The sequence below is a fragment of the Streptomyces sp. NPDC052016 genome (assembly GCF_044548445.1).
GTDB lineage: Bacteria > Actinomycetota > Actinomycetes > Streptomycetales > Streptomycetaceae > Streptomyces.
The window spans coordinates 457215-481446 of the sequence record NZ_JBIUBX010000001.1; the positions used below are offsets into that span (position 1 = coordinate 457215).

The 24232-nt window shown below is 70.2% G+C and carries 19 protein-coding genes and 2 pseudogenes; 14 read left to right on the forward strand and 7 right to left on the reverse strand.

Going from position 1 to position 24232, the window contains the following annotated elements; translation table 11 throughout:
- Positions 1–318: 318 nt before the first annotated feature.
- From ACIHAR_RS02130 to ACIHAR_RS02150, 5 genes are all read left to right on the forward strand, one after another.
- Entirely contained in the window at positions 319–1041 is a 723-nt protein-coding gene (locus ACIHAR_RS02130) for a zinc-binding dehydrogenase (RefSeq protein WP_400016007.1), read from the forward strand.
- Positions 1042–1501: 460 nt separating this feature from the next.
- Entirely contained in the window at positions 1502–1930 is a 429-nt protein-coding gene (locus ACIHAR_RS02135) for an organic hydroperoxide resistance protein (protein WP_400016009.1), read from the forward strand.
- A 944-nt stretch (positions 1931–2874) separates the two neighbouring features.
- Positions 2875–3321, forward strand: a complete 447-nt coding sequence (locus ACIHAR_RS02140) for a VOC family protein (RefSeq protein ID WP_365471532.1) — start codon at positions 2875–2877, stop codon at positions 3319–3321.
- A gap of 51 nt (positions 3322–3372) precedes the next feature.
- The gene (locus ACIHAR_RS02145; RefSeq protein ID WP_400016011.1) at positions 3373–4818 is read left to right on the forward strand and encodes a dihydrolipoyl dehydrogenase family protein; all 1446 of its coding nucleotides are present in this window, start codon (positions 3373–3375) and stop codon (positions 4816–4818) included.
- Positions 4815–5414, forward strand: a complete 600-nt coding sequence (locus ACIHAR_RS02150; protein ID WP_400016013.1) for a GPP34 family phosphoprotein — start codon at positions 4815–4817, stop codon at positions 5412–5414. Before ACIHAR_RS02145 ends, ACIHAR_RS02150 begins: the two co-directional genes overlap by 4 nt.
- A 147-nt stretch (positions 5415–5561) precedes the next feature.
- On the opposite strand, the gene ACIHAR_RS02155 is transcribed toward ACIHAR_RS02150, so the two are convergent.
- Entirely contained in the window at positions 5562–6125 is a 564-nt protein-coding gene (locus ACIHAR_RS02155; protein WP_400016015.1) for a hypothetical protein, read from the reverse strand.
- A 449-nt stretch (positions 6126–6574) separates the two neighbouring features.
- Positions 6575–7060: a YbaB/EbfC family nucleoid-associated protein gene (locus ACIHAR_RS02160; RefSeq protein ID WP_400016018.1), complete on the reverse strand. Its 486-nt coding sequence runs from the start codon at positions 7058–7060 to the stop codon at positions 6575–6577.
- A 205-nt stretch (positions 7061–7265) separates the two neighbouring features.
- Between ACIHAR_RS02160 and ACIHAR_RS02165 the strand changes: the two are divergent.
- Positions 7266–7663 (forward strand): annotated as a pseudogene (locus tag ACIHAR_RS02165) (6-pyruvoyl trahydropterin synthase family protein).
- Positions 7664–7687: 24 nt separating this feature from the next.
- On the opposite strand, the gene ACIHAR_RS02170 reads toward ACIHAR_RS02165, so the two are convergent.
- A complete protein-coding gene (locus ACIHAR_RS02170; protein ID WP_400016019.1) occupies positions 7688–11782 on the reverse strand; it encodes a discoidin domain-containing protein in 4095 nt (1364 codons plus the stop codon).
- Between the two features lie 583 nt (positions 11783–12365).
- On the opposite strand from ACIHAR_RS02170, the gene ACIHAR_RS02175 reads away from it, so the two are divergent.
- On the forward strand, positions 12366–12590 hold the full coding sequence (locus ACIHAR_RS02175; protein WP_365471514.1) for a sigma factor: 225 nt from the start codon (positions 12366–12368) through the stop codon (positions 12588–12590).
- A gap of 59 nt (positions 12591–12649) precedes the next feature.
- Here ACIHAR_RS02175 and abc-f read toward each other — a convergent pair whose 3' ends face one another.
- Both abc-f and ACIHAR_RS02185 read right to left on the reverse strand, forming a co-directional pair.
- Positions 12650–14284 (reverse strand): ribosomal protection-like ABC-F family protein, encoded by a 1635-nt coding sequence (gene abc-f / locus ACIHAR_RS02180; RefSeq protein WP_400016021.1) that lies wholly within the window; start codon positions 14282–14284, stop codon positions 12650–12652.
- A gap of 352 nt (positions 14285–14636) precedes the next feature.
- On the reverse strand, positions 14637–14831 hold the full coding sequence (locus tag ACIHAR_RS02185) for a hypothetical protein (RefSeq protein WP_400016023.1): 195 nt from the start codon (positions 14829–14831) through the stop codon (positions 14637–14639).
- Positions 14832–15020: 189 nt separating this feature from the next.
- Here ACIHAR_RS02185 and ACIHAR_RS02190 point away from each other — a divergent pair.
- The 3 genes and pseudogenes from ACIHAR_RS02190 to ACIHAR_RS02200 all read left to right on the forward strand — a co-directional run.
- Positions 15021–15156 (forward strand): annotated as a pseudogene (locus tag ACIHAR_RS02190) (IS5/IS1182 family transposase); the annotation flags it as partial.
- A 169-nt stretch (positions 15157–15325) separates the two neighbouring features.
- Positions 15326–15757 carry an NfeD family protein gene (locus ACIHAR_RS02195; RefSeq protein ID WP_365472678.1) on the forward strand — a complete coding sequence of 144 codons (432 nt, stop codon included), beginning with the start codon at positions 15326–15328 and terminating at the stop codon, positions 15755–15757.
- Between the two features lie 4 nt (positions 15758–15761).
- Positions 15762–16808, forward strand: a complete 1047-nt coding sequence (locus ACIHAR_RS02200; RefSeq protein ID WP_365472681.1) for an SPFH domain-containing protein — start codon at positions 15762–15764, stop codon at positions 16806–16808.
- Between the two features lie 254 nt (positions 16809–17062).
- On the opposite strand, the gene ACIHAR_RS02205 is transcribed toward ACIHAR_RS02200, so the two are convergent.
- Positions 17063–17524, reverse strand: a complete 462-nt coding sequence (locus tag ACIHAR_RS02205) for an HIT family protein (protein WP_365472684.1) — start codon at positions 17522–17524, stop codon at positions 17063–17065.
- Positions 17525–17977: 453 nt separating this feature from the next.
- Positions 17978–18637: an NADPH-dependent FMN reductase gene (locus ACIHAR_RS02210; RefSeq protein WP_388759632.1), complete on the reverse strand. Its 660-nt coding sequence runs from the start codon at positions 18635–18637 to the stop codon at positions 17978–17980.
- A gap of 335 nt (positions 18638–18972) precedes the next feature.
- Here ACIHAR_RS02210 and ACIHAR_RS02215 point away from each other — a divergent pair, with 335 nt between their 5' ends.
- Genes ACIHAR_RS02215 through ACIHAR_RS02230 form a run of 4 tightly spaced genes read left to right on the forward strand, consistent with a single transcriptional unit; the run spans position 18973 to position 24090 of the window.
- Entirely contained in the window at positions 18973–20901 is a 1929-nt protein-coding gene (locus ACIHAR_RS02215; RefSeq protein WP_400016026.1) for a maleylacetate reductase and hydroxyquinol 1,2-dioxygenase domain-containing protein, read from the forward strand.
- A gap of 17 nt (positions 20902–20918) precedes the next feature.
- Positions 20919–22685: an FAD-dependent oxidoreductase gene (locus tag ACIHAR_RS02220; protein ID WP_400016028.1), complete on the forward strand. Its 1767-nt coding sequence runs from the start codon at positions 20919–20921 to the stop codon at positions 22683–22685.
- A gap of 8 nt (positions 22686–22693) precedes the next feature.
- Positions 22694–23452, forward strand: coding sequence for a CoA transferase subunit A (locus tag ACIHAR_RS02225; RefSeq protein WP_400016030.1), 759 nt, complete (start codon positions 22694–22696; stop codon positions 23450–23452).
- Complete coding sequence (locus ACIHAR_RS02230) at positions 23449–24090, forward strand: CoA transferase subunit B (RefSeq protein ID WP_388759642.1); 642 nt, start codon at positions 23449–23451, stop codon at positions 24088–24090. Before ACIHAR_RS02225 ends, ACIHAR_RS02230 begins: the two co-directional genes overlap by 4 nt.
- Positions 24091–24232 lie beyond the last annotated feature (142 nt).

Consider the following 24232-nt stretch of genomic DNA (forward strand, 5'->3'; position numbering starts at 1 on the left):
CCGTGGCCGGCGGCGGCCCGGCCAGTGGGGGCGAGTGTGGCAGCCGTCGGCCGGCGCCGACGCCCGTGAGGCACTGATCGGACGGCACAGAGACGCAGTCCGCGGTGAACCCCGAGACATGCCCGGCCCGGGCCGGAGGCCGTGGGTGGTCTCCGCCGACCTCACGTCCGCCGCGACCTTCGCCGGTCCTCAGCCGGAGAGGCTCCTGACCGCCCAGTACGCCCTGGGCCGCCTGGACGAGCCGGATGACGTCGCCGAGGCCGTCCTCCTCCTCGCCTCCCCGGCCAGGGCGTCGGCGGCTTCACGATCGGAGACCGGGTGGCCTGGCCCTACGTCCAAGGCAGTTACGCCGAGAGGATCGCCGTCCCCGCCGCCGGGGTCGTCCCCGTCCCGGACGGCATCCCCAGCGACGTCGCCGCCGCGACCATGATGCAGGGACTCACCGCGCACCACTTCGTCACCGAGTCCGCAGCCCTGGCCGAGGGCGAGACCGCGCTCGTGCACTCGGCCGCGGGAGGGGTCGGGCGCCTCGTCACCCAGCTGCTCAAGCTGCGCGGCGCGCGCGTGATCGGCCTCGTCTCCCGCGAGGAGAAGGTCCAGGCCGCGAAGGCGGCCGGTGCGGACGACGTCCTCGTCTCCTCGGGCGGCGACTTCGTGGACCGGGTCATGGAGCTGACCGGTGGCGAGGGAGTGCACGCGGTCTTCGACGGCGGCGGCGCCGCCACGTTCTGGTCCTCGGCCGCGGTCCTGCGACGGGTCGGCACCCTGGTCTACGACGGCCCTCTGATCGGTGACCTCCCCACGGTCCGGCTGTTCGACCTGCCCAAGGGCGTCAAACTCACCTACGCCGTGTTCGCGGACCACATCCACAACCGCGCGCTGCTGCTCCAGCACGCCGGAGACCTCTTCGACAAGATCCGCGAGGGCAGGTTGCGGATCGAGATCAGCGAGCGCTATCCGCTGGGCGCCGCCGCGCAGGCCCACGCCGACATCGAGTCGCGCCGCACCTCCGGCAAGCTCCTGCTCGACCCGAGCCGCTGAGCCGCACCACCACGTACGACAGTCCGCCGCGGCTCAGATTTCAAAAGAGCGCAGTTGCTCGGCGACGGCGTGGACCCTGAGCCGGGTGTCGCGGATCTTGCCACAACCGCCACGAGCGCGGAGCCGTCCGAGACCGTCATGTCCTCCGGCCCTACCTAGCTGGTACCTGCCTGGCGACGAGTTCCCTGGGCGGCTGCCGTTCCGGCCGTCGGAGGATCAGCCGGCGAGCAGGTGGGCGCGGCCGAACAGGGACGCGGCGGACCGCACCGCCGGCGCACGGAGCCCTGAGACGTGTGACAAGTGCGACAGGAGACATGTGAACCCACGCAATCGTTCATCACCGGCTTGACGGGTGACGTAGTGGCTGCCATGATTGCGTCACCGCCTCAACCGGTGACGCGCAAAGTGTCCAGGTCAGCAGGCATCCCAAGACCTTCGACCCAGATGGGGAGCACCAGTCATGGCAGTCAGCTACACCGCCGTTGTCGACGTCGACGGAGAGGGCCGGAACGGCGGCCACGTCCGCTCCTCCGACGGTCTGCTGGAGACCAGCCTCGCCCTCCCCAAGGAGCTCGGCGGCGCCGGCACCGCTACCAACCCCGAGCAGCTCCTGGCCGCCGGTTGGGCCGCCTGCTTCCTCGGCGCCCTGCGCCGCGCGGCCACCACCCGCAAGATCCGGGTCACCAGCACCACCATCACCGCCGAGATAACGCTCACCCACGGCGACGACGGCGAGTTCTCACTCTCCGCCGTCCTCAACCCCGTCCTCGGCGGTGTCGACCAGGCCACCGCTCAGGAGCTCGCGCAGGCCGCCCACCAGATCTGCCCGTACTCCAAGGCCACGCGCGACAACATCCCGGTCGTCATCAACGCCAGCGCCGCCGCCTGATCCGTCCCTCCGAGCCGCGGGTCCCGTGCCCCTTCCCCCGGCACGGGACCCGCCACCCCCAGCCGCACCCCGACCGCCGAGCTAGGGCAGGACACGGTCTCCATGACGCACACCCACGTACGGATCGCCTCGAGGGCCCGCTCCGACCGCGATGGTGTCACCGCGAGCGGAAGCCCCGAGCGGAGGCGAACAACCCCGAGAACCGGGACCGGCCGACCGACACGCAGGTGTGGAACTGGGCGGAGAGCGCGGCCCTCTCGGGATACGGCCCGTCCGCCTTCCACTTCCTGTGACCGGCGGATGACCCGTCCGGCACCGGATCGTCCCGGACCGGTCACCTGCTGACGTCCGTCAGTCTCGCGGACCGTGAACGCGCCACCAACGAAAGCTGGTTCCGGTCGGAACGCTGACAGGTCCCGTCGACCTGGGTGGGCACGGGCGGCGCCGAGGCGTACGAGTCGTCGACGGTGACGTAGTCCACCTCTGCCGGCCCTCCGTGGTCGTACTCGCCACAGCCGTTCCGACCGGGGCGAGGGTGGCTCCGGCGGAGAGCAGCGCGACACCCACCGTCAGCGCGCGGCCGGCGCGGGAGGCGGGGACGGGTCCTCCCAAGATCTGTCCTTCCGCGATCAGTCGAGAGGTCTCCGCACACCTGGCCGGTGGCAGAGCCTTAATCCTTCACACGTATCCAAGCGCCCTAAGGTGCTCCGGCTCCGGTGACGACATGGCTCAAGGGCCCGGGAACGGGGTCCGGACGAAACACACCGTCAGGTGACTGAGGCCGTGCACGTATGTCGGCCGACACTGAGCGCACGGCACCCGCCGGCGTATGAGAACGAAGCATCCGACAGGTGACTGAGGCCGTGCACGTATGTCGGCCGACACTGAGCGCACGGCACCCGCCGGCGTATGAGAACGAAGCATCCGAAAGCGAGATCACAGACATGGACATGAAGCTCGAAGTCGTCATCCTGCCCGTCGCCGACGTCGACCGGGCCAAGGGCTTCTACGTGGAGCAGCTCGGCTGGCGCCTCGACGCCGACTTCCCGATCAACGACGGCTACCGGATCGTGCAGGTGACCCCGCCCGGTTCCGAGTGCTCGATCATCTTCGGGGAGGGCCTCACCCAGCAGGAGGCGGGCACGCTCCACGGCCTTCAGCTGACCGTCACGGACATCCTCAAGGCACAGAAGGAGCTGACCTCCCGCGGTGTGGAGGTATCCGGCCCGTTCCGCGACGAGACCGGCGCCTTCCACCATGCCGGTGACACGCACCGGGTGCCCGGCGTGCACCCCGAGCGGGCCAGCTACGGCACCTTCGCGGCCTTCAAGGACGTCGACGGCAACGAGTGGTTCCTGCAGGAGGTCACCGAGCGCGCCCCCGGTCGCTGAGCCCCGCTCCACCCCCAGCCATCCCACCGGCAACCGGTCACCGGAGGACTCATGCCGACCGAGAACACCCGTAGTTACGACGTCATAGTGATCGGCGCAGGCCCGGTCGGCGAGAACGTCGCGGACCGCACCACCGCCGCCGGGTTGAGCACTGTCATCGTGGAGAGCGAACTGGCCGGCGGCGAGTGCTCGTACTGGGCCTGCGAACCCAGCAAAGCCCTGCTGCGCCCCGTCCTGCTGCGCGCCGATGCCGCGCACGTCCCGGGCCTGGACCCCGCCGTCAAGGGACCGCTGGACGTCGAGGCCGTCCTGGCGCACCGCAACCGCATGTCGGCCGACTGGAAGGACGACGGCCAGGTCGAGTGGATCAAGTCGGCTGGCATCGACCTGGTGCGCGGTCACGGCCGGCTGACGGGGGAGCGGGAGGTGTCCGTGACGACCCCCGCGGGCGACACCGTCCGGCTGCGGGCCCGGCACGCGGTCGCCGTCTGCACCGGCAGCAGCGCCGCCCTGCCCGCGCTGCCCGGGATCGAGAAGCTGCGGCCCTGGACCAGCCGGGAGGCGACCAGTGCCCAGCGGCCGCCGCAGCGCCTGGTGATCGTGGGCGCCGGTGTGGTGGGGGTCGAGATGGCCACCGCCTGGCAGGCCCTGGGCAGCCGGGTGACCCTGCTCGCCCGGGGCGACGGACTGCTGCCGCGGACGGAGCCCTTCGCGGGCGAGATGGTCACCGAACGGCTGCGGGAGGCCGGCGCGGACGTGCGGTTCAACGTCTCCGTCGTCGGCGCGGAGCGGGTGGGCGAAGGCGGGAACGAGGTCCGGGTGACCCTGTCGGACGGTGGTGTGATCACCGCCGACGAGATCCTCTTCGCCACCGGCCGCGCCCCGCGCTCGCAGGACATCGGCCTGGACACCGTCGGACTGAACCCGGGGGACCGGCTCACCACCGACGACAGCCTCACCGTCACCGCCGTTCCCGGCAACTGGCTGTACGCCGTCGGCGACGTCAACCGGCGGGCCCTCTTCACCCACCAGGGCAAGTACCAGGCCCGTGTCGCCGGCGCCGTGATCGCCGCCCGTGCCCGGGGCGAGCGGCTGGACATCGGCCGCTGGGCCCCGCACAGCAGCACGGCCGACGTAGAGGCCGTCCCCGGCGTCGTCTTCACCGACCCCGAGATCGCCTCCGTGGGCCTGACCGTCCGCGAGGCCGAGCGCACCGGGCGGGACGTCGAGGTCGTCGACTACGAGATCGGGCACCTCGCGGGCGCCGTCCAGTACCGCCCCGACTACCGGGGCAGGGCGCGGATCCTCATCGACCGGGACCGTCAGGTCGTCGTCGGCGCCACCTTCGTCGGACCGGGCGTCGCCGAACTGCTGTACTCGGCCACCGTCGCCATCACCGGGGAGGTGCCGGTCGAGCGTCTGTGGCACGCCGTGCCCGCCTTCCCCACCATCAGCGAGGTGTGGCTGCGCCTGCTGGAGACGAGGAGGGACTCATGACCACCGCACGCGACCTCACCCTGGTCGCCCTGGCTCTGCCGGCCGAGCGGTCCGTGGCACAGGGAGACCTGTCCCTGGCGCTCGCGGGCGCCGAGGCGATCGACCTCCTGAAGAGCGGGGCACTGCGCCTGGACGGCGACCGCATGGTGCCCGGCCCGCCGGTGGCGACCGGTGACCGTCTGCTGGACCAGGCGGCCGCCTCGCTCATTCGCCGGGAGCCGTACGACACGGTTGCCGAGTGGCTGTGGCGGCGCGGCGGCGAACTCGCCGCGGCCTATGTCGACGACCTGGAGCGGGCCGGGCTGGTCATCCACCCACGGGGTCACCTCGGGTTCAGGTCCACCCGCACGGTCCTGGCCGAATCGCAGGCCCGCCACGGGGCGGAGGAGCGCAGGGCGACAGGTGAGCCCGTCCTCGCCGCGCTGCTGGCCGCCGCGGGCATCGAGGAGGAGTCGGACGAGGCCGCCGAGAGTCTCGACGGGGACGCGGTCACGACCGTGCTGGCCGCCGTGGGCGACGCGGTGACGCAACTGGAGGCCGTGCGGCTGCGGCGGGACGTCGAGCAGGCGGCGTTCGACAACGTATGGCGGGCGTAGGCGCGCTGCAGGGGCGCGCCCGCAGGCGTACGCGACGCGAGTGAGGTTGCACACCCGTCTCCTGCACATGTGTGCCGGGTGCCCTCGGACGCCGCCGTCCTGGTCGGGCCTTCAGGGCACCCGTCGGCCGACCGACCGTCGTCGGTGTCAGTCGGTGTCCGTCCCGTCCTGCTCGACCAGGGTGTACATGACGGAGCGCTGCTGCTTGTGGCGCCGGATACGGCCCTTGGCGACCAGGGACTCGAGGGTGTTGCGCACCACCTGCGGGGTGGGGTTGCGGTCCGGGTGCTTCTCCAGGAGTTCGTCCCGTAGCTCCTTCGCCAGACGCGGCTCGTCGTACTGGCCGAGCAGTTCCGCCAACAGGTCACCGAGCAGAGGCTGGCGCGACTTCCCCTTCGCACCAACCTTCGCCGTCTGGGTGGCCGTGGCGGACTTGGCCGACGCGGGGCGTCGTGCGGCGGCTTTGGCCGGAGCCTGCTTCGTCTTCGCGACGCTCGGCTCGTCCTGCAACTGCTCGGGCAGACGGGTGGCGTCCGCGAAACCCTCGTACCGCTCGGCGAGGGTGAGGATGTCCGCGAGGAGGGCCTCCTCCTGCTTCAAGACGCTCATCCTCTCCGCCAGCTCCTGCTGTCGCCGGCGGTTCTCCTCCAGGTCCGATGCGGCTTGTGCTACGTACCGCGATCGGAGCGTGGCGGCTGATTGGCTGGTCACAACCGTTCACTCCCTCGATATGAATGACGTTGCGCATGGTACCCACGCCCGAGGGTCCCGTGCGGAAAAGTGTCAGCGCAGGATGATTCGTCCGGCATGCCCACTCTTCACGGTAGGCGCTGATGTGCCTGTGCATGTCGGAAGTGTGGACCCTTTTTGGCCTCCTTGAGGTGCGACGACATCACTCGTACGAGGTGCCCTTCGTAGGTACTGCCCGGTAAGTGTGTCGTAGAACCACCGCAGTGACGAACCTTGGCGATCGTTGTATGTGTGGGGGCTGTGCTGCGCCGTCCGGGGGATGGGGGGAGACGTCCGGGGGCCTTCGGTGCTGGCGGAGGTGGACCGCCAGCCGCAGATGGTGGCATAGCGCGCACGGGCGGTCCGGAGAACCGGCGGCGGGGAGGGGAAGTGAGTCGTACGTGGGATCCGGCGGAGGCCGGCCCGTTCCTCTAGGTGGCGTCTTCGTCCACCGGAGCAACGTGTGAGCAGACGAACATGGGTGTCTTCGTGACGGCCTCGCGCAGCTCCGGCGGCAGAGGAGTGCGCGGCGCGGAGGTGCGGCCCCACAGCGGTCCCTGCGGCCGCGACCGTGCCGGCTCGCTCCCGGGCCCGGGTTGTGCGGGCAGCGCGGGCAGGAGGTCGGCGGCCGCCATCACGGCCGCAGCACGGGCCGCGACCTCGGCCCGGGCCGTCGTCAGCGCCTCCAGGACGCTGTCGCGAAGCTGCGGGGCAGCCATCCCACGGAACCGCTGGTCGACGAACCGGACCCGCACCGGCCGGCCGTGGGCACCGACAGTGACCTCGACGACGCCGTTCCGGGAACGCGTCGTCACCGTCAGCGCCCTCGGCTGTTCCCGGGCCCTGGACAGAGTGGCGTACCGCTCGGCGAAGTCGGCAAGGACGTTTTCCAGACGGCCTGTCCGTGACGTCTCCATCGTCCTCCCTCGCCGGTGAAGCCACCCGCGGGCGGCGCGCACATCCTCTCCGCACGTCCCCGGAAGGGGAAGAGGGAGGGTGTGCCGGGAGACGACCCGGGCTCAGGACCTTCCGGCACATGATGGACACGTTAGGAGCGCGCATCTGGTTCACATGTGCGCCGGATATGCTCCTGCTGAGCGCACACTTCCACCTGGAGGACCCTTGTTCAGCATCACCGTGCGCGACCACATGATGGTCGCCCACAGCTTCCGCGGCGCGGTCTTCGGTCCGGCCCAGCGGCTGCACGGGGCGACGTTCGTCGTGGACGCGACGTTCCGGCGCCCGGAGCTGGACGACGACAACATCGTCGTCGACATCGGCCTGGCCACCGCTGAACTCGGCAAAGGATCGGCGAGTTCAACTACCGCAACCTCGACGACGAGGAGCGGTTCCACCAGGTCAACACCTCGACGGAGTACCTCGCCAAAGTGATCGCGGACCGCCTGGTCGAGGCGATCCACGGCGGAGCGCTGGGGGAGGGGGCCCGGGGGATCCGCGAGGTGGTCGTGACACTGCACGAGTCGCACATCGCGTGGGCCAGCTACGAACGCAGCGTCTGACGGCCCCCGGACCCCTCCTCGCGCTCAGCCGCGCACCGTGACCGGGGACGTGTTGTACCCCTCGGCCCGCAGCTTCGGCCGGCCCGAGGGCAGGGCGGAGGCGGGCCACGACAGGGTCACCGTGCGGGTCTCAGCGGGCAGCAGCCACAGGTAATTGTCGTCGTAGAGCGTCGGCAGGACCCGGTTGCCGTCCTCGTCCAGCAGGGAGAGCCGGACCATCGCGGCGACCACGGAGCCGCGGTTGCGGACCGTGGCGGTCGCCGTACGCCGGTCTCCGTCGCGTGACACCTGTGTGAGAGAGGCGGACAGTCCGGCCTGCCGGACCTGGTTCAGTGTCCGCAATGCCTCCGGGGTGCGGTGGCGCCAGTAGGTGTTGCGGGACTGCACCCGGCCCCGTTCGTCCGTGAGCGTCAGCCGCAGCAGGTGCAGGTCCGGCAGGTCGTCCCCGAAAGCGGCCGTGAACGCCGTCGCCGAAGTCGCGGGGTCCACGTCCACGTGCGCCCGTCGGACAGCGGCGATCCGGCGGCCGGACAGGTCGTACGTCTCCGCTGTCACCGTCGCGCGCTTGAGCGCCGTGCGCGTGTGGTTGACCGCGATGACCTGCCACTTCACCGGGTCGGCCTGCACATGCAGGGGTTCGCAGGCGCTCCGGCAACCGAAGTAGGCGCCGTTGACGTCGAAGTCGTAGTCGTAGGTCTGCCAGACCGTGCTGTGCCAGGCCGGGTGGGACATCCACAGCATCAATCCACTGGCGTTGTCCCACAGGTTGGCGTTCCAGGCCTCGAACATGGCGCGGAAGTTCTCGTAGTTGACGAACTGTGCCTTGCGCGTGAAGTCGTCCAGGTCGCGGGCCGTGCCGAGGCGGGTCTCGACGGCGGCCTTGTAGTTGTGCGGTGCCTGGTTGCCGCGCTCGCTCCAGTCGTGGTGGTACCAGGCACCGCCGATCGGCCACTCCGGGCCGTCGTCGCCCACCATGGCGCGGGTGCTGGCGGCGGTGGAGACGACGGGCATGCCGATCTCGGTGTGGAAGCCGAAGTCCTTGCTGCCGTACGTCGACGGATCGAAGTAGCGTTCCGGCTCGACCCAGCCGTAGGGCCCGCCGCCGGTGACGATGCCGCCGGCCGAGTTGTTCTGGTAGAGGACGCCCGGCACCTGGCTCTCGACCGCCTTGCGCATGCCCTCGTCGACCGCGGCCGGCGGGTTGCCCTCGTTCGCGCCGCACCACACCGCGACGCACGGGTGGATGCGGTAGCGCCGCACGGTGTCGCGGGCCACGGACAGGAACGCCTCGTGGTCCGGCGGGTCCATGCTCCAGGCGTTGGGGAAGTCGTTCCACACCAGGATGCCGTGGGCGTCGCAGGCGGCGTAGAACTCCTCGCGGTTGCTGCTGCCGACCCAGTTGCGGATCATCGTGAAGTTCATGGCCCGGTGCATCCGCACCGCCGCGTCCATCCGCTCGGCGGGCATCCGGCGCAGCAGCTCGTCCCAGCCCCAGTTGCCGCCGCGCACCAGCACCCGCACGCCGTTGACGCTGATCTTCAGTGGGTCGGGGGTGTTGGTGACGGTCGTGACATCGGTCCAGGTGTCGCCGTCGTCGGAGACCTGAATGGTGTACGTCTTCGGGTACGCCTGCTCCCACAGGACCGCCACCCGGTCGAAGCGCCGGGCGGAGCCGAGATCGACCTGGATCCACTGGTGGTCCTCGTAGGCGGAGGACCAGCGGGTGCCGGCGTCACCGTCGGTGGCGTGCGCGGCCGGGTGGCCGTCCTCCTCGCTGGAGGCGGTCACCTGCCGGCGCAGGGCCAGGTCGGTGCCCGGCTCGGTGCTGTCGATGACGGCCAGGGACCACAGGGAGTTGCCCCAGCTGGTGTTGCGCAGACCGCAGGACAGCCGGACGTGACGGGCCGTGCGGGCCTCGAAGTCGGTGACCCGGAGGCTGGCGTCACCGCTGTTGAAGGGCAGCGGGACGGCCGTGTTGTCCACGGACGCGGCATCCGTCCACTGCTCGCCGTCCTCGGAGACCTGGACGACGAAGGTCCGCGCATAGGCCTGCTCCCAGACCAGGTCGACCCGGTCGAAGGACTGCACCGAGCCGAGGTCGACGCGGATCCACTGGTCGTCCTCGAAGGCGGAGGACCAGCGGGTGTTCGGGTCACCGTCGGTGACGTTGGCCGCCGCGTGGGCGTCCTCGTCGGTGGTGGAGGCCTCCGCCGGGGCGTGCAGGGCGAGGTCGGTTCCGGGGCGGGCGCTGTCGAAGACCGACAGGGCCCACAGGGAACTGCCCCAGCTGGTGGCCCGGGTGAGGCAGCGGACACGGACGTGGCGGGCCCGGCGGACACCCACCTGGACGGTCTGGGTGTAGGCGTCGGAGGAGGGGGTGAACTTCAGAGGGGTGTCGTACTCGTAGCCGAACTGGCGTATGCCGAAGCGGGTGGTACGCCGGTCGCTCTCGGTGCCGTCGGTGCGGGCGACCAGGGTGAGGTCGTGCAGGGTGGGCTCGCCCAGACCGTTGGGCCACCACAGGTCGGGGTTCTTCACCCGCAGGGCGCCGAACGCGTCGGGGGCGAAGATGACATCGATGTCTTCCCCTGCCGGGACGGTGACCGTGCGTGAGACGCGGACGTCGCCGAACGCGGCGGAGACGGTGGTCTCGTGGTCGGCGGAGTCGGCGTTGCGCACCGGGACGGTCAGGGTGAGCTCGGCGACCGATGTGTCCGGAAGCGCGGGCAGCACGGTGTCCACACGCGGGTCGCCGATCACGACATGGCCGGTCGATCTCAGCCGTACGTGGTTCCAGATGCCGGCCGCGCGGTCGCGGACCGCCGGCATCCAGTCCCAGCCCGAAGAGGCGAGGTACGTCGGCGAGTTGCGGTTCATCGTGTTGGCGCCGGCATCCACCCAGGCCTCGCCCTCCGGGCCCTTGTCGCCGGGACTGCCGGGCACCGGCATGGGGGAGATCCGCACGGCGAGCGCGTTGCCGCCCTCGGCGGCCAGGAGGTCGGTGATGTCGTGGGCGGAGCGGGCGAAGGGGAACGTCACCTCGCCCGCGCCGTGTCCGTTGAGCCAGATCTCGGCCTTGTGGTTGACCCCGTCGAACTCCAACCAGATGTGGCGTCCCCGTCCCGTGCGGAGGCCTCGGGGCAGTTCGAAGTCCCGCTTGTACCACCACGAGTGCCGTGACAGTGCCTCCGGGATGCGCAGGTTGTTCAGGCCCGCGACCGGGTCGGGCAGCTTGCCCTGGTCCACGAGGGAGCCGAGGACGGTACCGGGCACGGTTGCGGGCAGCCAGCGGCTCGTGTCCACGCCGGTCCGCGACAGGGCCGCGCCGTCACCGTCCGCCCAGTCGTCCAGGGTGAGCGCCCAGCCCGACTCCAGTGGCACTGTGCCGTCGGCGGCGACCGTGAGCCGCGGGGCGACGCCGCGGTGGGTCCCCCAGGCGGTCCAGCCGGTGGTCTTCGGGCGGTGCCCCGGAGCGGTGCCGTACACCTCGAAGCCGTTGAGGCCCAGGGGGTTGTGGCTGGAGCGTCGGTGGGCCGTCATCCGTACCCAGCGCGCCGTGACGGGCTTCGCCAGCGGGATGTCCGCCACGCCGCCGGTCCCGGCGGTGGTGCGGTACGCGCTGGTCCAGGAGTCGTGGTCGCGGGAGGTCTCGACGACGAACTCCGTGGCGTAGCTGGAGAGGATCTCCTTGCCGGTGGTGCCCTGGCGCGGGTTGCCGCTGGTCGGCGGAGTGAACACCGGGTCGCCGGTTTCGGCCTCGAAGGTGAGCCGGACGCGGTCGACGCGGCAGTCCGCCTGCAGGTCGACCTCGATCCACTGCGGGTCACCGGCCTCGGCGCGCCAGCCGGTGCCGCGTACTCCCTGAGCCGGCAGCGCGTCCACCACGAACTCGGCGGGAGCGGGGGCGTAGGCCTGCGAGGAGACCCGGACCGGGCGGTAGGCGGCGAGTTCGCCGGGCGCGGCGGGGGCGGCGGTGCCGGACGCACCCGCGGTTCGGCCGGCGGCTTCGGCGGCAGGTGCGAAGACGGTGCCGAGGCCGAACCCGGCCAGCAACGTCGAGCCGGTCGCGACGAGGGTGCGCCGGGAGGGGTGTCGCGAGGGACGCGACTGTTCGGCCATGTGTAGTCGTCCAATCACAGCGGGTGAGAAGGGGTGGCGCGGTGTGCCGGTGCGGGGCGGCCCCCCGCGCTCTGACAACGTTGCCAGGCTGTTGTGCAGGACACTTGCCTGTCAAGACCCGTGACGATGTGCGTGTCCGACGCAGTGGGAGGAGGAGCGTGAGGCCGCGATGGCCGTACCAGCAGGCGCCGTTCGGGCTGCTGGCGAGCAGCAGTCCGGCAAACGCGGGGACAGTGGGCCGCCCGAACGGAATCATCGGCGCGATGCCGTCCATCAGGGGATGTCATCACCGTTCGGCCATACCTTTCGGATGTTCCTCGCGGTGGCATCGATCTGGAGATACGTGTTTGTGGTCGGATCGTCGGGGGATCGGTTACCGGGGCTGTCACCCCAGGTGACAAGGGTTCTCTCGACACATGTGTCGGTCGGCTGCGGAGCACGGCACTACGGCGACACACATGCGGCACGTCGGTGGCACTCGCCCCTGCCTAGAGTGCGGGCGCGGGGTTACATCCGGCCCCCGGTCACTGCACGACAGAGAACCAGGATGGTTCAGAACGCCATGGCCACGCCCCTCACGGCTATGTCCCGATCAGACCTGCTCGGCACCATCATGAGGGAACACCGGGACAGCCTCGTCTCGTACGCCGAGAAGATGCTGGGTGACCACGGACTCGCCGAGGACATCGTCCAGGAGACCATCATCCGGGCCTGGCGGAACATCGACCGGCTGCTCGGGACGGAGGTCCTGGACGGCGTCTCCCTGACCGCCTCCCCCGGCTGGGGCACGGGGAACCGTCCAACGTGATCGGTGTTCGGCCCGCGGGGCGCGGTGCCTCGGACGCGGGCCACGTCAACGCCGGCGGTTCACACCGCGGGGGCTCCCGTCTCCTTGAGCAATCCGTCGGCCAGTCCCAGCCAGCGGTTCACACCGATCTCGGCGAGGAACCGCTCGTCGTGGCTGACCACCATGAAGGCGCCCTGGTAGGAGTTGAGCGCGCTCTCCAGCTGGCCCGCGCTGACCAGGTCGAGGTTGTTCGTCGGCTCGTCGAGCAGCAACAGATGGGGGGCCGGTTCGGCGCACAGCACGCAGGCCAGGGTGGCGCGCAGCCGTTCGCCGCCGGAGAGCACCCCGACCGGCAGGTGTGCCCGGGGGCCCCGGAAGAGGAAGCGGGCGAGCAGGTTCATCCGCTCGGCCTCGGGCCGCTCGGGGGCGAACGCGGCGAAGTTCTCCGCGACCGTGCGGCCCAGGTCCAGCAGGTCCAGGCGCTGGGAGAGGTAGGCGATCCGGCCGTCGTTGCGCTTGATCTCCCCGCCGTCCGGTGTGAGGTCGCCGGTGATCAGCCGCATCAGGGTGGTCTTGCCGGCCCCGTTGGGCCCGGTCAGCGCGATGCGTTCGGGGCCGCGGACGGTGAGATCGATCCCGCCGGGGGCGAACACCTCCCTGTCCCCGAGGCGGACCTGCATGCCCTCGCCGAGGAAGAGGTTGCGCCCGGCGGGTACCTGGGTGTCGGGCAGTTCCAGGGTGAGGCGCTGCTCGTTGCGCAGGGCGCGTCCGGCCTCGTCCAGGCGGGCCTTGGCCTCGCTGACCCGGGAGGCGTGCATCGTGCCGGACTTGCCCGCGGCCTCCTGCGCGCCGCGCTTCATGTTGCCGGCGAAGATCTTGGGCAGACCCGCGTTCTTGAGATTCTTGGAGGCGTTGCTCATCCGGCGTTCGGCGCGTTCGCGGGCCTGCTGCATCTCCCGCTTCTCCCGCTTGAGTTCCTGCTCGGCGTTGCGGACGTTCTTCTCAGCGACCTCCTGCTCGGCCCGCACGGCCTCCTCGTAGGCGGTGAAGTTGTCACCGTAGAGGCGTAGTTCGTCGATGCCGAGTTCGGCGATGCATTCCATGCGGTCCAGGAGCGCGCGGTCGTGGCTGACGAGCAGCAGGCAGCCGGTGAAGTCCGACAGCACGTCGTAGAGCTTGTGCCGGGCCTCGACGTCGAGGTTGTTGGTCGGCTCGTCGAGCAGCAGGACGTCGGGGCGCTTGAGCAACTGGGCGGCGAGGCCGAGGGAGACGACCTGGCCGCCGCTGAGCGTGCTCAGGCTGCGGTCCAGGGTGAGGTCGGCCAGGCCCAGGCGGTCGAGCTGGGCGCGGGTGCGCTCCTCGATGTCCCAGTCGTCGCCGATGGTGGTGAAGTGCTCCTCGCTGACGTCGCCGGACTCCACGGCGTCCAGGGCGCGGATCACCGCGGCGACGCCGAGCACCTCGGCGACCGTGAGGTTGCCGGTCAGAGGGAGGCTCTGCGGGAGGTAACCGAGAGTGCCGGCGACGGACAACGAGCCTGTGGCGGGCTTCAGTTCGCCGGCGATCAGCTTGAGCAGGGTGCTCTTGCCGGAGCCGTTGGGGGCGACCAGGCCGGTGCGGCCGCTGGTCACGGTGAAGGACAGGTCGTGGAAGACCGGGGTGTCGTCGGGCCAGGCGAAGGAGAGGTTGGAGCAGACGATCGCGGCGTCGGACATGGAGGCGACCTCGAAGGGACTGAGGGCAGAGCTTGGACCTCTGCCCTGGGCAGACGTGGGAAAAGGGGTACGACGAAACGGACCACCTCGGCAGCGCTCCTGAGCGCCGGCCGGTGGCCGTCAGATCCGGATCTCACCCGGAGATGTCGTCTTCACCCACCACGTCTGTGACTCCTCGATCAACGGTCAACGTCCCCCCGATGCTAACAGCCGCCTTCCCGTTCCGGTCGGCGGTGTGGCTCCGGGCGAGTTCATACGTGTGCATGAACGGTCCGTTGTTGACAGCCTTGGGCCCACATGACAGCACCGTCACTGGTTAAACGGGCGACGATGCCGCGCGTGCTCGGCAAGGTCACATGTGTCGGAAGGCGCGCGCCATGGCGGAAAAGCCGAAGCCGCAGCCCAGGGCCGGGGGCCACCGGTCGGGCGGCGTTTCCTGGACGATGTCCTCGGCGAGTCCGTGGTCACCCAGCATCTTCTCGGCGCACGAGACGAGGCTGTCCCGGTGTTCCCTCATGATGGTGCCGAGCAGGTCTGATCGGGACATAGCCGTGAGGGGCGTAGCCATGGCGTTCTGAACCATCCTGGTTCTCTTCAGAACGAGCGGGTAGATGCCCGACGCCAGTTCCCGCAGCTCGTTGATGGCCGCGCGTCAACCAGGGGGCGGCCCGCACGACCAAAGAGACGTCCGCCGGGCCGCGACCCCGCACCGACCCAGCGAACCGTCTACCGCGTGCTGTCGCGGCACGGGCACCGGTCGAGCGCGGCGTCGCACGACTGAAGTCCTGGCGGACCTTCCGTAGGGCCGGTGCAGCCCTATTCGAATGTCGTCAGTCGCCGGAGCCGTCCTCACCCCGGAGCGGCAGCGCTGAAAAGGATCACTGTAAAGGTTGAAGCGGTCACTTACAGTGCCTTGTACGAGTGCGCCCACCGCTCGCTCGGCAGGGTTTCCTTTCCCAGGGGTATCGCGGCCGTCCCTCGTCGGGGTCCAATGAAGAGAGTCAAGCCCTTCGCACCCGAACCGGTCAGAAGAGGCACGTAATGGATCTATGGCTGATCTGGTTGATCATCGCAGCCGTGTTGGCTGTGGCGGAGATCTTCACCTTTACTGCTGCGCTCGGAATGCTGAGTGCGGCCGCGCTGGTCACGGCGGGATCCGCCGCTGTCGGGTTGCCGCTGCCCTTCCAGTTCCTGGTGTTCACGATCGTCGCCATCATCACGTTGCTGTTCGTGCGTCCCATTGCGCTGCGCCACGTGCTCCAGCCCCAAGCGGCGCGCTTCGGCACAGATGCACTGGTGGGCAGGGCCGCCCATGTCGTCTCGGAGGTGACGGGCCAGGACGGCAGGGTCCGCATCGATGGCGAGGAGTGGACGGCCCGGGCCTACGACGAGACGCTGGTGATTCCTGCTGGAAGGACCGTCGACGTCATAGAGATCAGCGGTGCTACCGCGATCGTCTACCCCCGGGACTGAAACCATGGATACCTCGGCGTATTTGATTGCCGGCCTGATCGTCGCGTTGATCGCGGTTTTCACCGTGGTGCGGGCGGTCCGTATCGTGCCCCAGGCGCGCGCTCGTAATGTCGAGCGGCTCGGCCGCTACCACCGGACTCTGAATCCCGGCCTCAATCTGGTGATCCCGTATATCGACCGGGTTCATCCGGTGATCGACCTGCGGGAGCAGGTCGTCTCCTTCAAGCCGCAGCCGGTCATCACCGAGGACAATCTGGTCGTCGAGATCGACACCGTGCTGTACTTCCAGGTCACCGACCCGCGAGCGGCTTTCTACGAGATCGCCAATTTCCTTCAGGCGGTCGAGCAGCTCACCGTCACCACCTTGCGCAATGTCGTGGGGTCCATGGATCTGGAGAAGACGCTCACCTCGCGGGACACCATCAACAGCCAGCTCCGTGGCGTGCTGGACGAGGCCACCGGCAAATGGGGGCTGAGGGTCAACCGGGTGGAGATCAAGGCCATCGACCCGCCGCAGTCCATCAAGGACGCGATGCAGAAGCAGATGCGAGCCGAGCGGGACAAGCGGGCCGCGATTCTCGGGGCCGAGGGGCAGCGCCAATCGCAGATTCTCACGGCCGAAGGCGACAAGCAGGCCGCTGTCCTGCGTGCGGAAGGCAACCGTACCGCTGCGATCCTCCAGGCCGAGGGGCAGTCCCGGGCCATCGACGAGGTCTTCCAGGCCGTGCATCGCAACGACCCCGACCCCAAGCTGCTCGCCTACCAGTACCTCCAGATGTTGCCCCAACTCGCACAAGGCCCGGGCAGCACCTTCTGGGTGATCCCCAGCGAGATGACCTCTGCGCTCCAGGGCGTGTCCCGTGCCTTCAGCGAGGTGCTGCCGCAGTCGCCGGCCACCCGGGAGAAGCTCTCGGACGACATGGCTGCCCAGGCCGCCCAGGCTGCCAGTGACACGGCTCAGGCCGCAGAAGCCGCCGCCGCGGCCCTCGCCGACGCAGCCAAGGTCGACCGTGTCGCCTCCGACGCTTCCCCGCCCTACCCCCCTCGCTGAGAGGGGCGACGATCGGCCGAGCAGCCATAGCGGCTGATCTCGAAGTCGTGGGCAAGGACCTGCCGGCCCCTGGGTCCGCTGAAGCCGGCTCGCCCGCCGGTTCAGCGGGCCGGTCCGCCCTGCAGGTGGGACCGGCTTCTACGCGGCCAAGGCGAGGGACGGTCCGAGCGCGGGCCGGCCAACGGTGATGAGATCGTCACCCACGTCGGCTCTCCAGCAGGCGAAGGGGCGCTTCGTCTTCGATCACGTGCACCTCATGGATGTCCCGGGCGGTAGCCGCTGCGTGCCAAGCCTGTCCTGACCTGTGCGGCGTCGTCGTCCAGGTCGGCTCGGGACCGCTCCAGCCACCTGACCTCCAGACGGAACCGGTCGTCCGCAGTACGGGGGAAAACGTGCACGTGAAGATGGAAGACCGTCTGGTCGGCTGCCTCGCCATCGGCGAGAAACACGTTCACTCCCTCACATGGCAGCCCCGAGCGCCGGAGTCCCCGCGCCAGCAGGTGGACGACCTGGAACAGGTGAGCCGTCAGCGTCTGGTCGATGTCCTCCAGAGCTGCCGCGTGCGCCTTGGGAATGACGAGGAGATCACCAGGCGCGGCCGGGTGGATGTCCATGAAGGAGAGGACCTGCGCGTCTTCGTACACCCGGCTGGCGCGCACACGGCCGGAGACGATGCCGCAGAAGGTGCAGGTCGGATCCCGGGCGAACGACCCCATAGGGCCAGCATGCGGCATCGGCTCCTCCTCCGCCGCAGGGAGCCTCTTCACACCGCCTTCACCATGGCCGGGCCACCCGGCGTCTGTGATGGCGCGGGTCGCGCTTTGGCGCGGCGCCGGGGCGACCCGGCTCGTGCAGAAGTGGCTCGCCGATGTGCGGTTCGTAGAGCGGTTTCTTCATCACCTGCACTGCTAGGAGTGCGCCGACGCGAGTTCGATCACTCTCTTCTTTGCGCACCAGGCGCTCGCGGGAGAAGTTCGCCGTACCACGACATGCGGAGCTGACAGTGGTCTTCAGTGCCTGTCCTACGCGAGGTCGATGGCGGGTAAGGCGGTGCCCCGTACCGGCACTCAGTACAGGGGGACGCACGCCAGAAAACCGCTCCGCCCGACACGCGGTCGCGCCGTCCGGCGCCTGGTCGTGCCGGAGAGCGTCATGGCGGTCACGACGGGTCAGTCCTCGGCCCGCTGCGTTACCAGTGCGTCCGTTCGGTCGCCCGGGAACTCGTACCAGAGACGCTGCAGGCAGACGAACTGCACATCGGCCCGAACCAGTTGAATGAACCCGGAGATGATTTCGGCGAGCCGCTCCTGCGACCCGGGCTGAGCGAGCCGGCCGTCCTGGGTGAAGCCCTCGTGCGCACGGGGCAGGCTGAACATGTCGGGGTAGACCCGCGTTCCCAGATGCTCAAGGGGCACCCGCAACGCCCACAGGCCGCGGTTGCCGCCGACCAGCGACGGCGAGGATGACAGCAGCAGCGCGTGCTTGGTCTTGAACGGCTGCGGCCGCACTCGTGACACCCAGTCGATGGCGTTCTTCAGCAGTCCCGGAACGGAGGCGTTGTACTCGGGCGACGAGATCACGAACGCATCGCAGCGCTTGATCCGCTCACACAGCGCCAGGGCACCGGCGGGCAGACCCTCGTCGGCCTCCACGTCGCCGTCGTACAGCGGCATGTCGAAATCCCGCATCCTGGCCAGGTCGACCTCGGCACCGGCCTCCACGAGCAGGGTCGATGCCAGCGAGGCCAGCCGCGCGTTGGTGGAATCAGCGCGCAGGGCCGCACCGAACACCAGCATCCGAACGGGACCCGGGTCGACATCCTTGGTCATCTGGCTGTCCCTTCTGCCTGGCGGTGTCCCCGGCCGCCAGTCTTCCCCGGGGCCCGGTCTGCGTACGAGACGACACGCCTGCGGCTCCGGGAGTGCCGTAGGGGATCCGAGGCCGTACGCCTTGCCGGTCATCTCATGTGGCTTGCTAGCCAACCTGGTCCTCGACGAGCTCGGCGCGGGCCCCGCCGCGTCGAGCGCGTGCGTCGGCTCGGAACACACGCGCGTTTCGTGCAGCGCGACGCGCTCATCGTGCAGGACGACGTGCCGCCCTCCTCCGCACACTCGGTCATCCAAGCGCTCGACGCACACCGGATGACAGGCGGAGGCAGAACTCAATGCGCACGTTCGTCTACACATCCCCTTCCTCGCGGGTCGTCTTCGGACCCGGCACGGTGGGCCGGCTCCGCGAGGAGGTGGAGCGGCTCGGTTGCTCCCGTGTCCTGCTGCTGTCCAGCCGGCCCCTGGCCCGGACCGCCACGCGGGTCCGCGAGGCCCTCGCAGACCTCGTTGTGGCGGAGTTCGACGGCGCCGCCATGCACACCCCGGTCGAGGTGACCGAACGGGCGCTCGACGTGCTCACCGACGCCTCGGCCGACGCGATCGTGGCCGTCGGCGGCGGCTCGACGACCGGCCTGTCCAAGGCGCTGGCCCTGCGTACGGACCTCCCGCAGGTGATCCTGCCGACCACCTACGCCGGTTCCGAGATGACCCCGGTGCTCGGGGAAACCCGGGACGGGCGCAAGGTCATCCAGTCCTCTACGGCGATCCTGCCCGAGACAGTCGTTTACGACGTCGACTTCACCCTCACGCTGCCGCTGCCCATGACGGTGACGAGCGGCGTCAACGCCCTCGCGCACGCCGTCGAGGCCCTCTACTCGGCCGACGCCAATCCGGTGACGGACCGGCAGGCACTCGACGCGATCTCGGGCATCGCACGGGCGCTGCCGCGGCTGGCCGCCGACCCGGCCGACCCGGAGGCCCGGGCCGACCTGCTGCACGGCGCTTGGCTCGCCGGGACCTGCCTGGCCACGGTCGGCATGGGTCTGCACCACAAGCTGTGCCACACCCTCGGCGGCAGCTTCGGCCTGCCGCACGCCGAGACCCACACCGTCGTGCTGTCGCACGCGATGGCCTACAACGCACCCGCCGTCCCCGAGGTCATGCGCCGGATCGCCGACGCCCTGGGCGTGCCCGACGCCCCGAGCGGCGTGCACGACCTGATCGTCTCCCTGGGCGGCCCCACCTCGCTGGGCGACCTCGGCATGGCGGAGTCCGACCTGGCACGCGCGGCTGAGCTGGCCACCTCGACGCCGTACCCCAATCCGCGCGAGCTGACCACCGAGGGCATCGGCGAGCTGCTGGCCGGCGCCTGGCAGGGACGCCGCCCGCAAGGCCCGCCCTCGACGGAGGCGAAGCTGGCCCGGCTCACCCAGGAGGTGGTGGCCAGCTTCGCGCACGCCCCCGACCCCCGCGTCCGTACGCTGATGACCGACCTCGTCAGGCACCTGCACGCCTTCGTCGCGGCCAACGACGTCACCGACGCCGAATGGCAGTACGCCATCGACTTCCTCACCCGCACGGGACAGCTCTGCGGCCCGACCCGCCAGGAGTTCGTGCTGCTGTCCGACACGCTCGGTGTCTCCAGCGCCGTGGACCTGCTGACCAACTCGCGCACGCCCGCGACCACTCCATCCGCGGTGCTCGGTCCCTTCTACGTGGAGGGCCCGCCCGAGACCGCGCTCGGCAGCGACATCTCCGGCGGCCTGCGGGGCACCCCGCTGTGGGTGGACGTACGGGTCACGGACAGCGACGGCGAACCGGTCAGGGACGCAGTGGTGGACGTGTGGCAGTCCAACGAGGACGGCTTCTACGACGTACAGCTCCCCGATCTGGAGGGACCGGTGCTGCGGGCCCGGCTGCGCAGCGACGCCCAGGGGCGGGTCACCTTCTGGTCCATCCTGCCCTCGCACTACCCGATCCCCGCGGACGGACCGGTCGGGCAGCTGCTCGACGCGGTCGGACGCCACCCCTACCGGGCGCCCCACCTCCACTTCATGTTCGACGCGCCCGGCCACCGCCGGCTCGTCACGCAGCTGTTCGTGGCCGGCGGAGCGTACCTGGACAGCGACACCGTCTTCGGCGTCAAGGACGAACTCGTCGTCGACTTCACACCGCTGTCCGCCCCCACCCCCGACGGCCGCCCGGTCGACGGCGAGTGGTGCCGGCTCGACTACACCTTCCGTCTCGCCCCGCTGGCCGGATGACCGAGGAGCGCCCATCCATGACGACCACCGACCCGCTCGACGTGTACGACACCGACGTCCTCGTCGTCGGCAGCGGCCCCGCAGGCGGCTCGGCCGCCCTGCTGCTGGCCACCTATGGCATCCGGACTCTGCTGGTGACGAAGTACGGGTGGCTCGCCAACACCCCGCGCGCGCACATCACCAACCAGCGCACCATGGAGGTCCTGCGCGACCTCGGCGTCGAGTCGGAGGCGCTGGCCCTCGGCAGCCCTTCCCACCTGATGGGGGACACCGTGCTGTGTACGGCGCTCACGGGCGACGAGATCGGCCGTATCCGCAGTTGGGGCACCGGCCCCGCGACGGCCACCGAGTACTCCGCCAAAAGCCCCTGCGAGATGATCGACCTGCCGCAGACCTATCTGGAGCCGATCCTGGTCGACAACGCGGCGGCCCGCGGCGCCAAGGTCCGCTTCGACACCGAGTTCGTCAGCTTCGAACAGGACGAGGACGGGGTCACCGCCCTGCTGCGCGACCGGGTCCGTGGTGACGAGTTCACGGTGCGGGCGCGCTACCTGATCGGCGCCGACGGCGGGCGCAGCGCGGTCGCCGAGCAGCTCGGCCTGCCCTTCGCCGGTCGCATGGCCAAGGCCGGCAGCATGAACATCGTCTTCAAGGCCGACCTCACCCGGTACTGCGCCCACCGTCCCAGCGTCCTGTACTGGGTGCTGCAGCCCGGCGCGGACACCGGGGGCATCGGCATGGGCCTGGTCCGCATGGTCCGCCCGTGGAACGAGTGGCTGCTGGTGTGGGGTTACGACATAGATCAGCCGCCGCCGCGGGTCGACGAGGAGGCCGCCCGCACGATCGTGCGCGACCTCGTCGGTGATCCGGACCTGCCGGTGGAGATCACGTCGACCTCGCTGTGGACCGTCAACCACACCTACGCCGAGGAGTACGCGATCGGCAGGGTCTTCTGCGCCGGCGACGCCGTGCACCGCCATCCGCCGTCCAACGGACTGGGCTCCAACACCTCCGTCCAGGACGCGTACAACCTCGCATGGAAACTCGCGATGGTGATCCGCGGTGAGGCGGGGCCCGCCCTGCTCGACAGCTACACGGCCGAACGCGCCCCCGTGGGGCGGCAGATCGTCGAGCGGGCCAACCTCAGCCGCGACCAGTTCGGGCCGATCTTCGACGTGCTCGGCGTCGGCAGCGACGCGGACACCATTGCCGCGGGGATCGCGGCGATACGGGCACGGACACCCGAGGGCGCCAAGAAGAGACGGCAGCTCGAAGAGGCGATCCAGCTGAAGAACTACGAGTTCAACGCGCACGGCGTGGAGATGAACCAGCGGTATGTCTCCACCGCGGTTCTCCACGACGACAGCCCGGCCGAAGCGTGGGCCGGCGACCGCGAGTTGGTGCACCAGCCGACGACTCGGCCGGGCGCCAAACTGCCGCACGCCTGGCTGGTCGACGCACAGGGCGAGCGCGTCTCCACGCTGGACGTCGTCGGCCAGGGTGTCTTCACCGTACTGACCGGCCTGTCCGGCGGTGTCTGGGAGACCGCCGCGCGCGCCTGCGGCGACGCCCTCGGCGTACCGCTGCGCGTGGTGCGCGTCGGTGACGACAACTGCCGTGACTCCTACGGCGAATGGAACCGCGTCAGCGAGATCGCCGAGGAAGGTGTGCTGCTGGTGCGCCCGGACGGACACGTCGCCTGGCGCCGGGCCACCGCCGCCGAGACCGATGAGGCGGCGCGGGAGGAACTCCTCGGCGCGCTCCGCCACGTCCTGGCGCGTTAGGGGAGGACATGGACAAGCTCGTTGCCACGGCCGGTGAGGCCCTGGCAGACGTGACGGACGGACAGTCGTTCGCCGTCGGAGGCTTCGGACTGAGCGGTGTCCCGGAGATCCTCATCGACGCCCTCTACGCGACCGGGACGACCGGCCTCGCGGTCGTGTCGAACAACTGCGGGGTCGACGGGCGGGGCCTCGGTGTCCTGCTCGCGGCGGGCCGCATCAGCCGGGTCACGGGTTCGTACATCGGTGACAACAAGGAGTTCGCACGTCAGTACCTCGCCGGTGAACTCGAGGTCGAACTCACCCCTCAGGGCACCCTCGCCGAGCGGCTGCGGGCGGGCGGCAGCGGAATCCCCGCCTTCTACACGCCGGCCGGCGTCGGCACGCAGGTCGCCGAGGGCGGGCTGCCGTGGCGGTACGCCCCGGACGGATCGGTCGCCGTGGCCTCGCCGCCCAAGGAGGTGCGCGGCTTCCACGGCGTCGACCACGTCCTGGAGCAGGCCATCACCACCGACTACGCGCTGGTCCGGGCCGCCCGCGGCGACCGGCACGGCAACCTCGTGTTCCACCGCGCGGCACGCAACTTCAACCCGCTGGCGGCGATGGCCGGCCGGATCACGGTGGCCGAGGTTGAGGAACTGGTCGAGCCGGGGCGGCTCGACCCCGACGAGGTGCACCTGCCGGGGGTCTTCGTGCAGCGCGTCGTGGCGCTGACGCCGCAGCAGGCGGCCGACAAGGGAATCGAGAAGAGAACGGTGCGCGAACGATGAGCTGGACCAGGGACGAGATGGCCGCCCGCGCCGCCGGCGAACTGCGGGACGGCGACTACGTCAACCTCGGCATCGGACTGCCCACGCGCGTCGCCGACTTCCTGCCCCCGGACGTCGACGTCGTCCTTCACTCGGAGAACGGGCTGCTCGGCGTCGGTCCCTATCCCGCGCCCCACGAGGTCGACGCCGACCTCATCAACGCGGGCAAGGAGACCGTCACCGTGCTCCCGGGCGCGTCGTTCTTCGACTCCTCGCTCTCCTTCGGCATGATCCGCGGCGGCCACATCGACACCGCCGTCCTGGGAGCACTCCAGGTCTCCGTCCGCGGCGACCTGGCGAACTGGGCGGTGCCGGGAAAGATGATCAAGGGTATGGGCGGTGCGATGGACCTGGTCCACGGGGTCCGCCGGATCGTCGTACTGATGGAGCACACGGCGAAGGACGGCACCTCCAAGATCGTGGAGGAGTGCACCCTGCCGCTGACGGGCCGCGGCTGCGTGGACCGGATCATCACGAACCTGTGCGTGCTCGACGTCACCCCGCACGGACTGGCCCTCGTGGAAACGGCACCCGGCGTGACGGCCGACGAGGTCGCCGCCCTGACGCCCCTGACCGTGCCCCCACCTGAGGCGCCCTGAGGTCCCTGACCGTGCCCCCACCTGAGGCCCCCTGACGCCCTTGACCGTGCCCCCACCTCAGGCGCCCTGACGCCCCTGACCGTGCCCACCACAGCCGCCCTGACGCCCCTTGACCGCCCCCCTTGTCCAGCCGGGAGCCCTC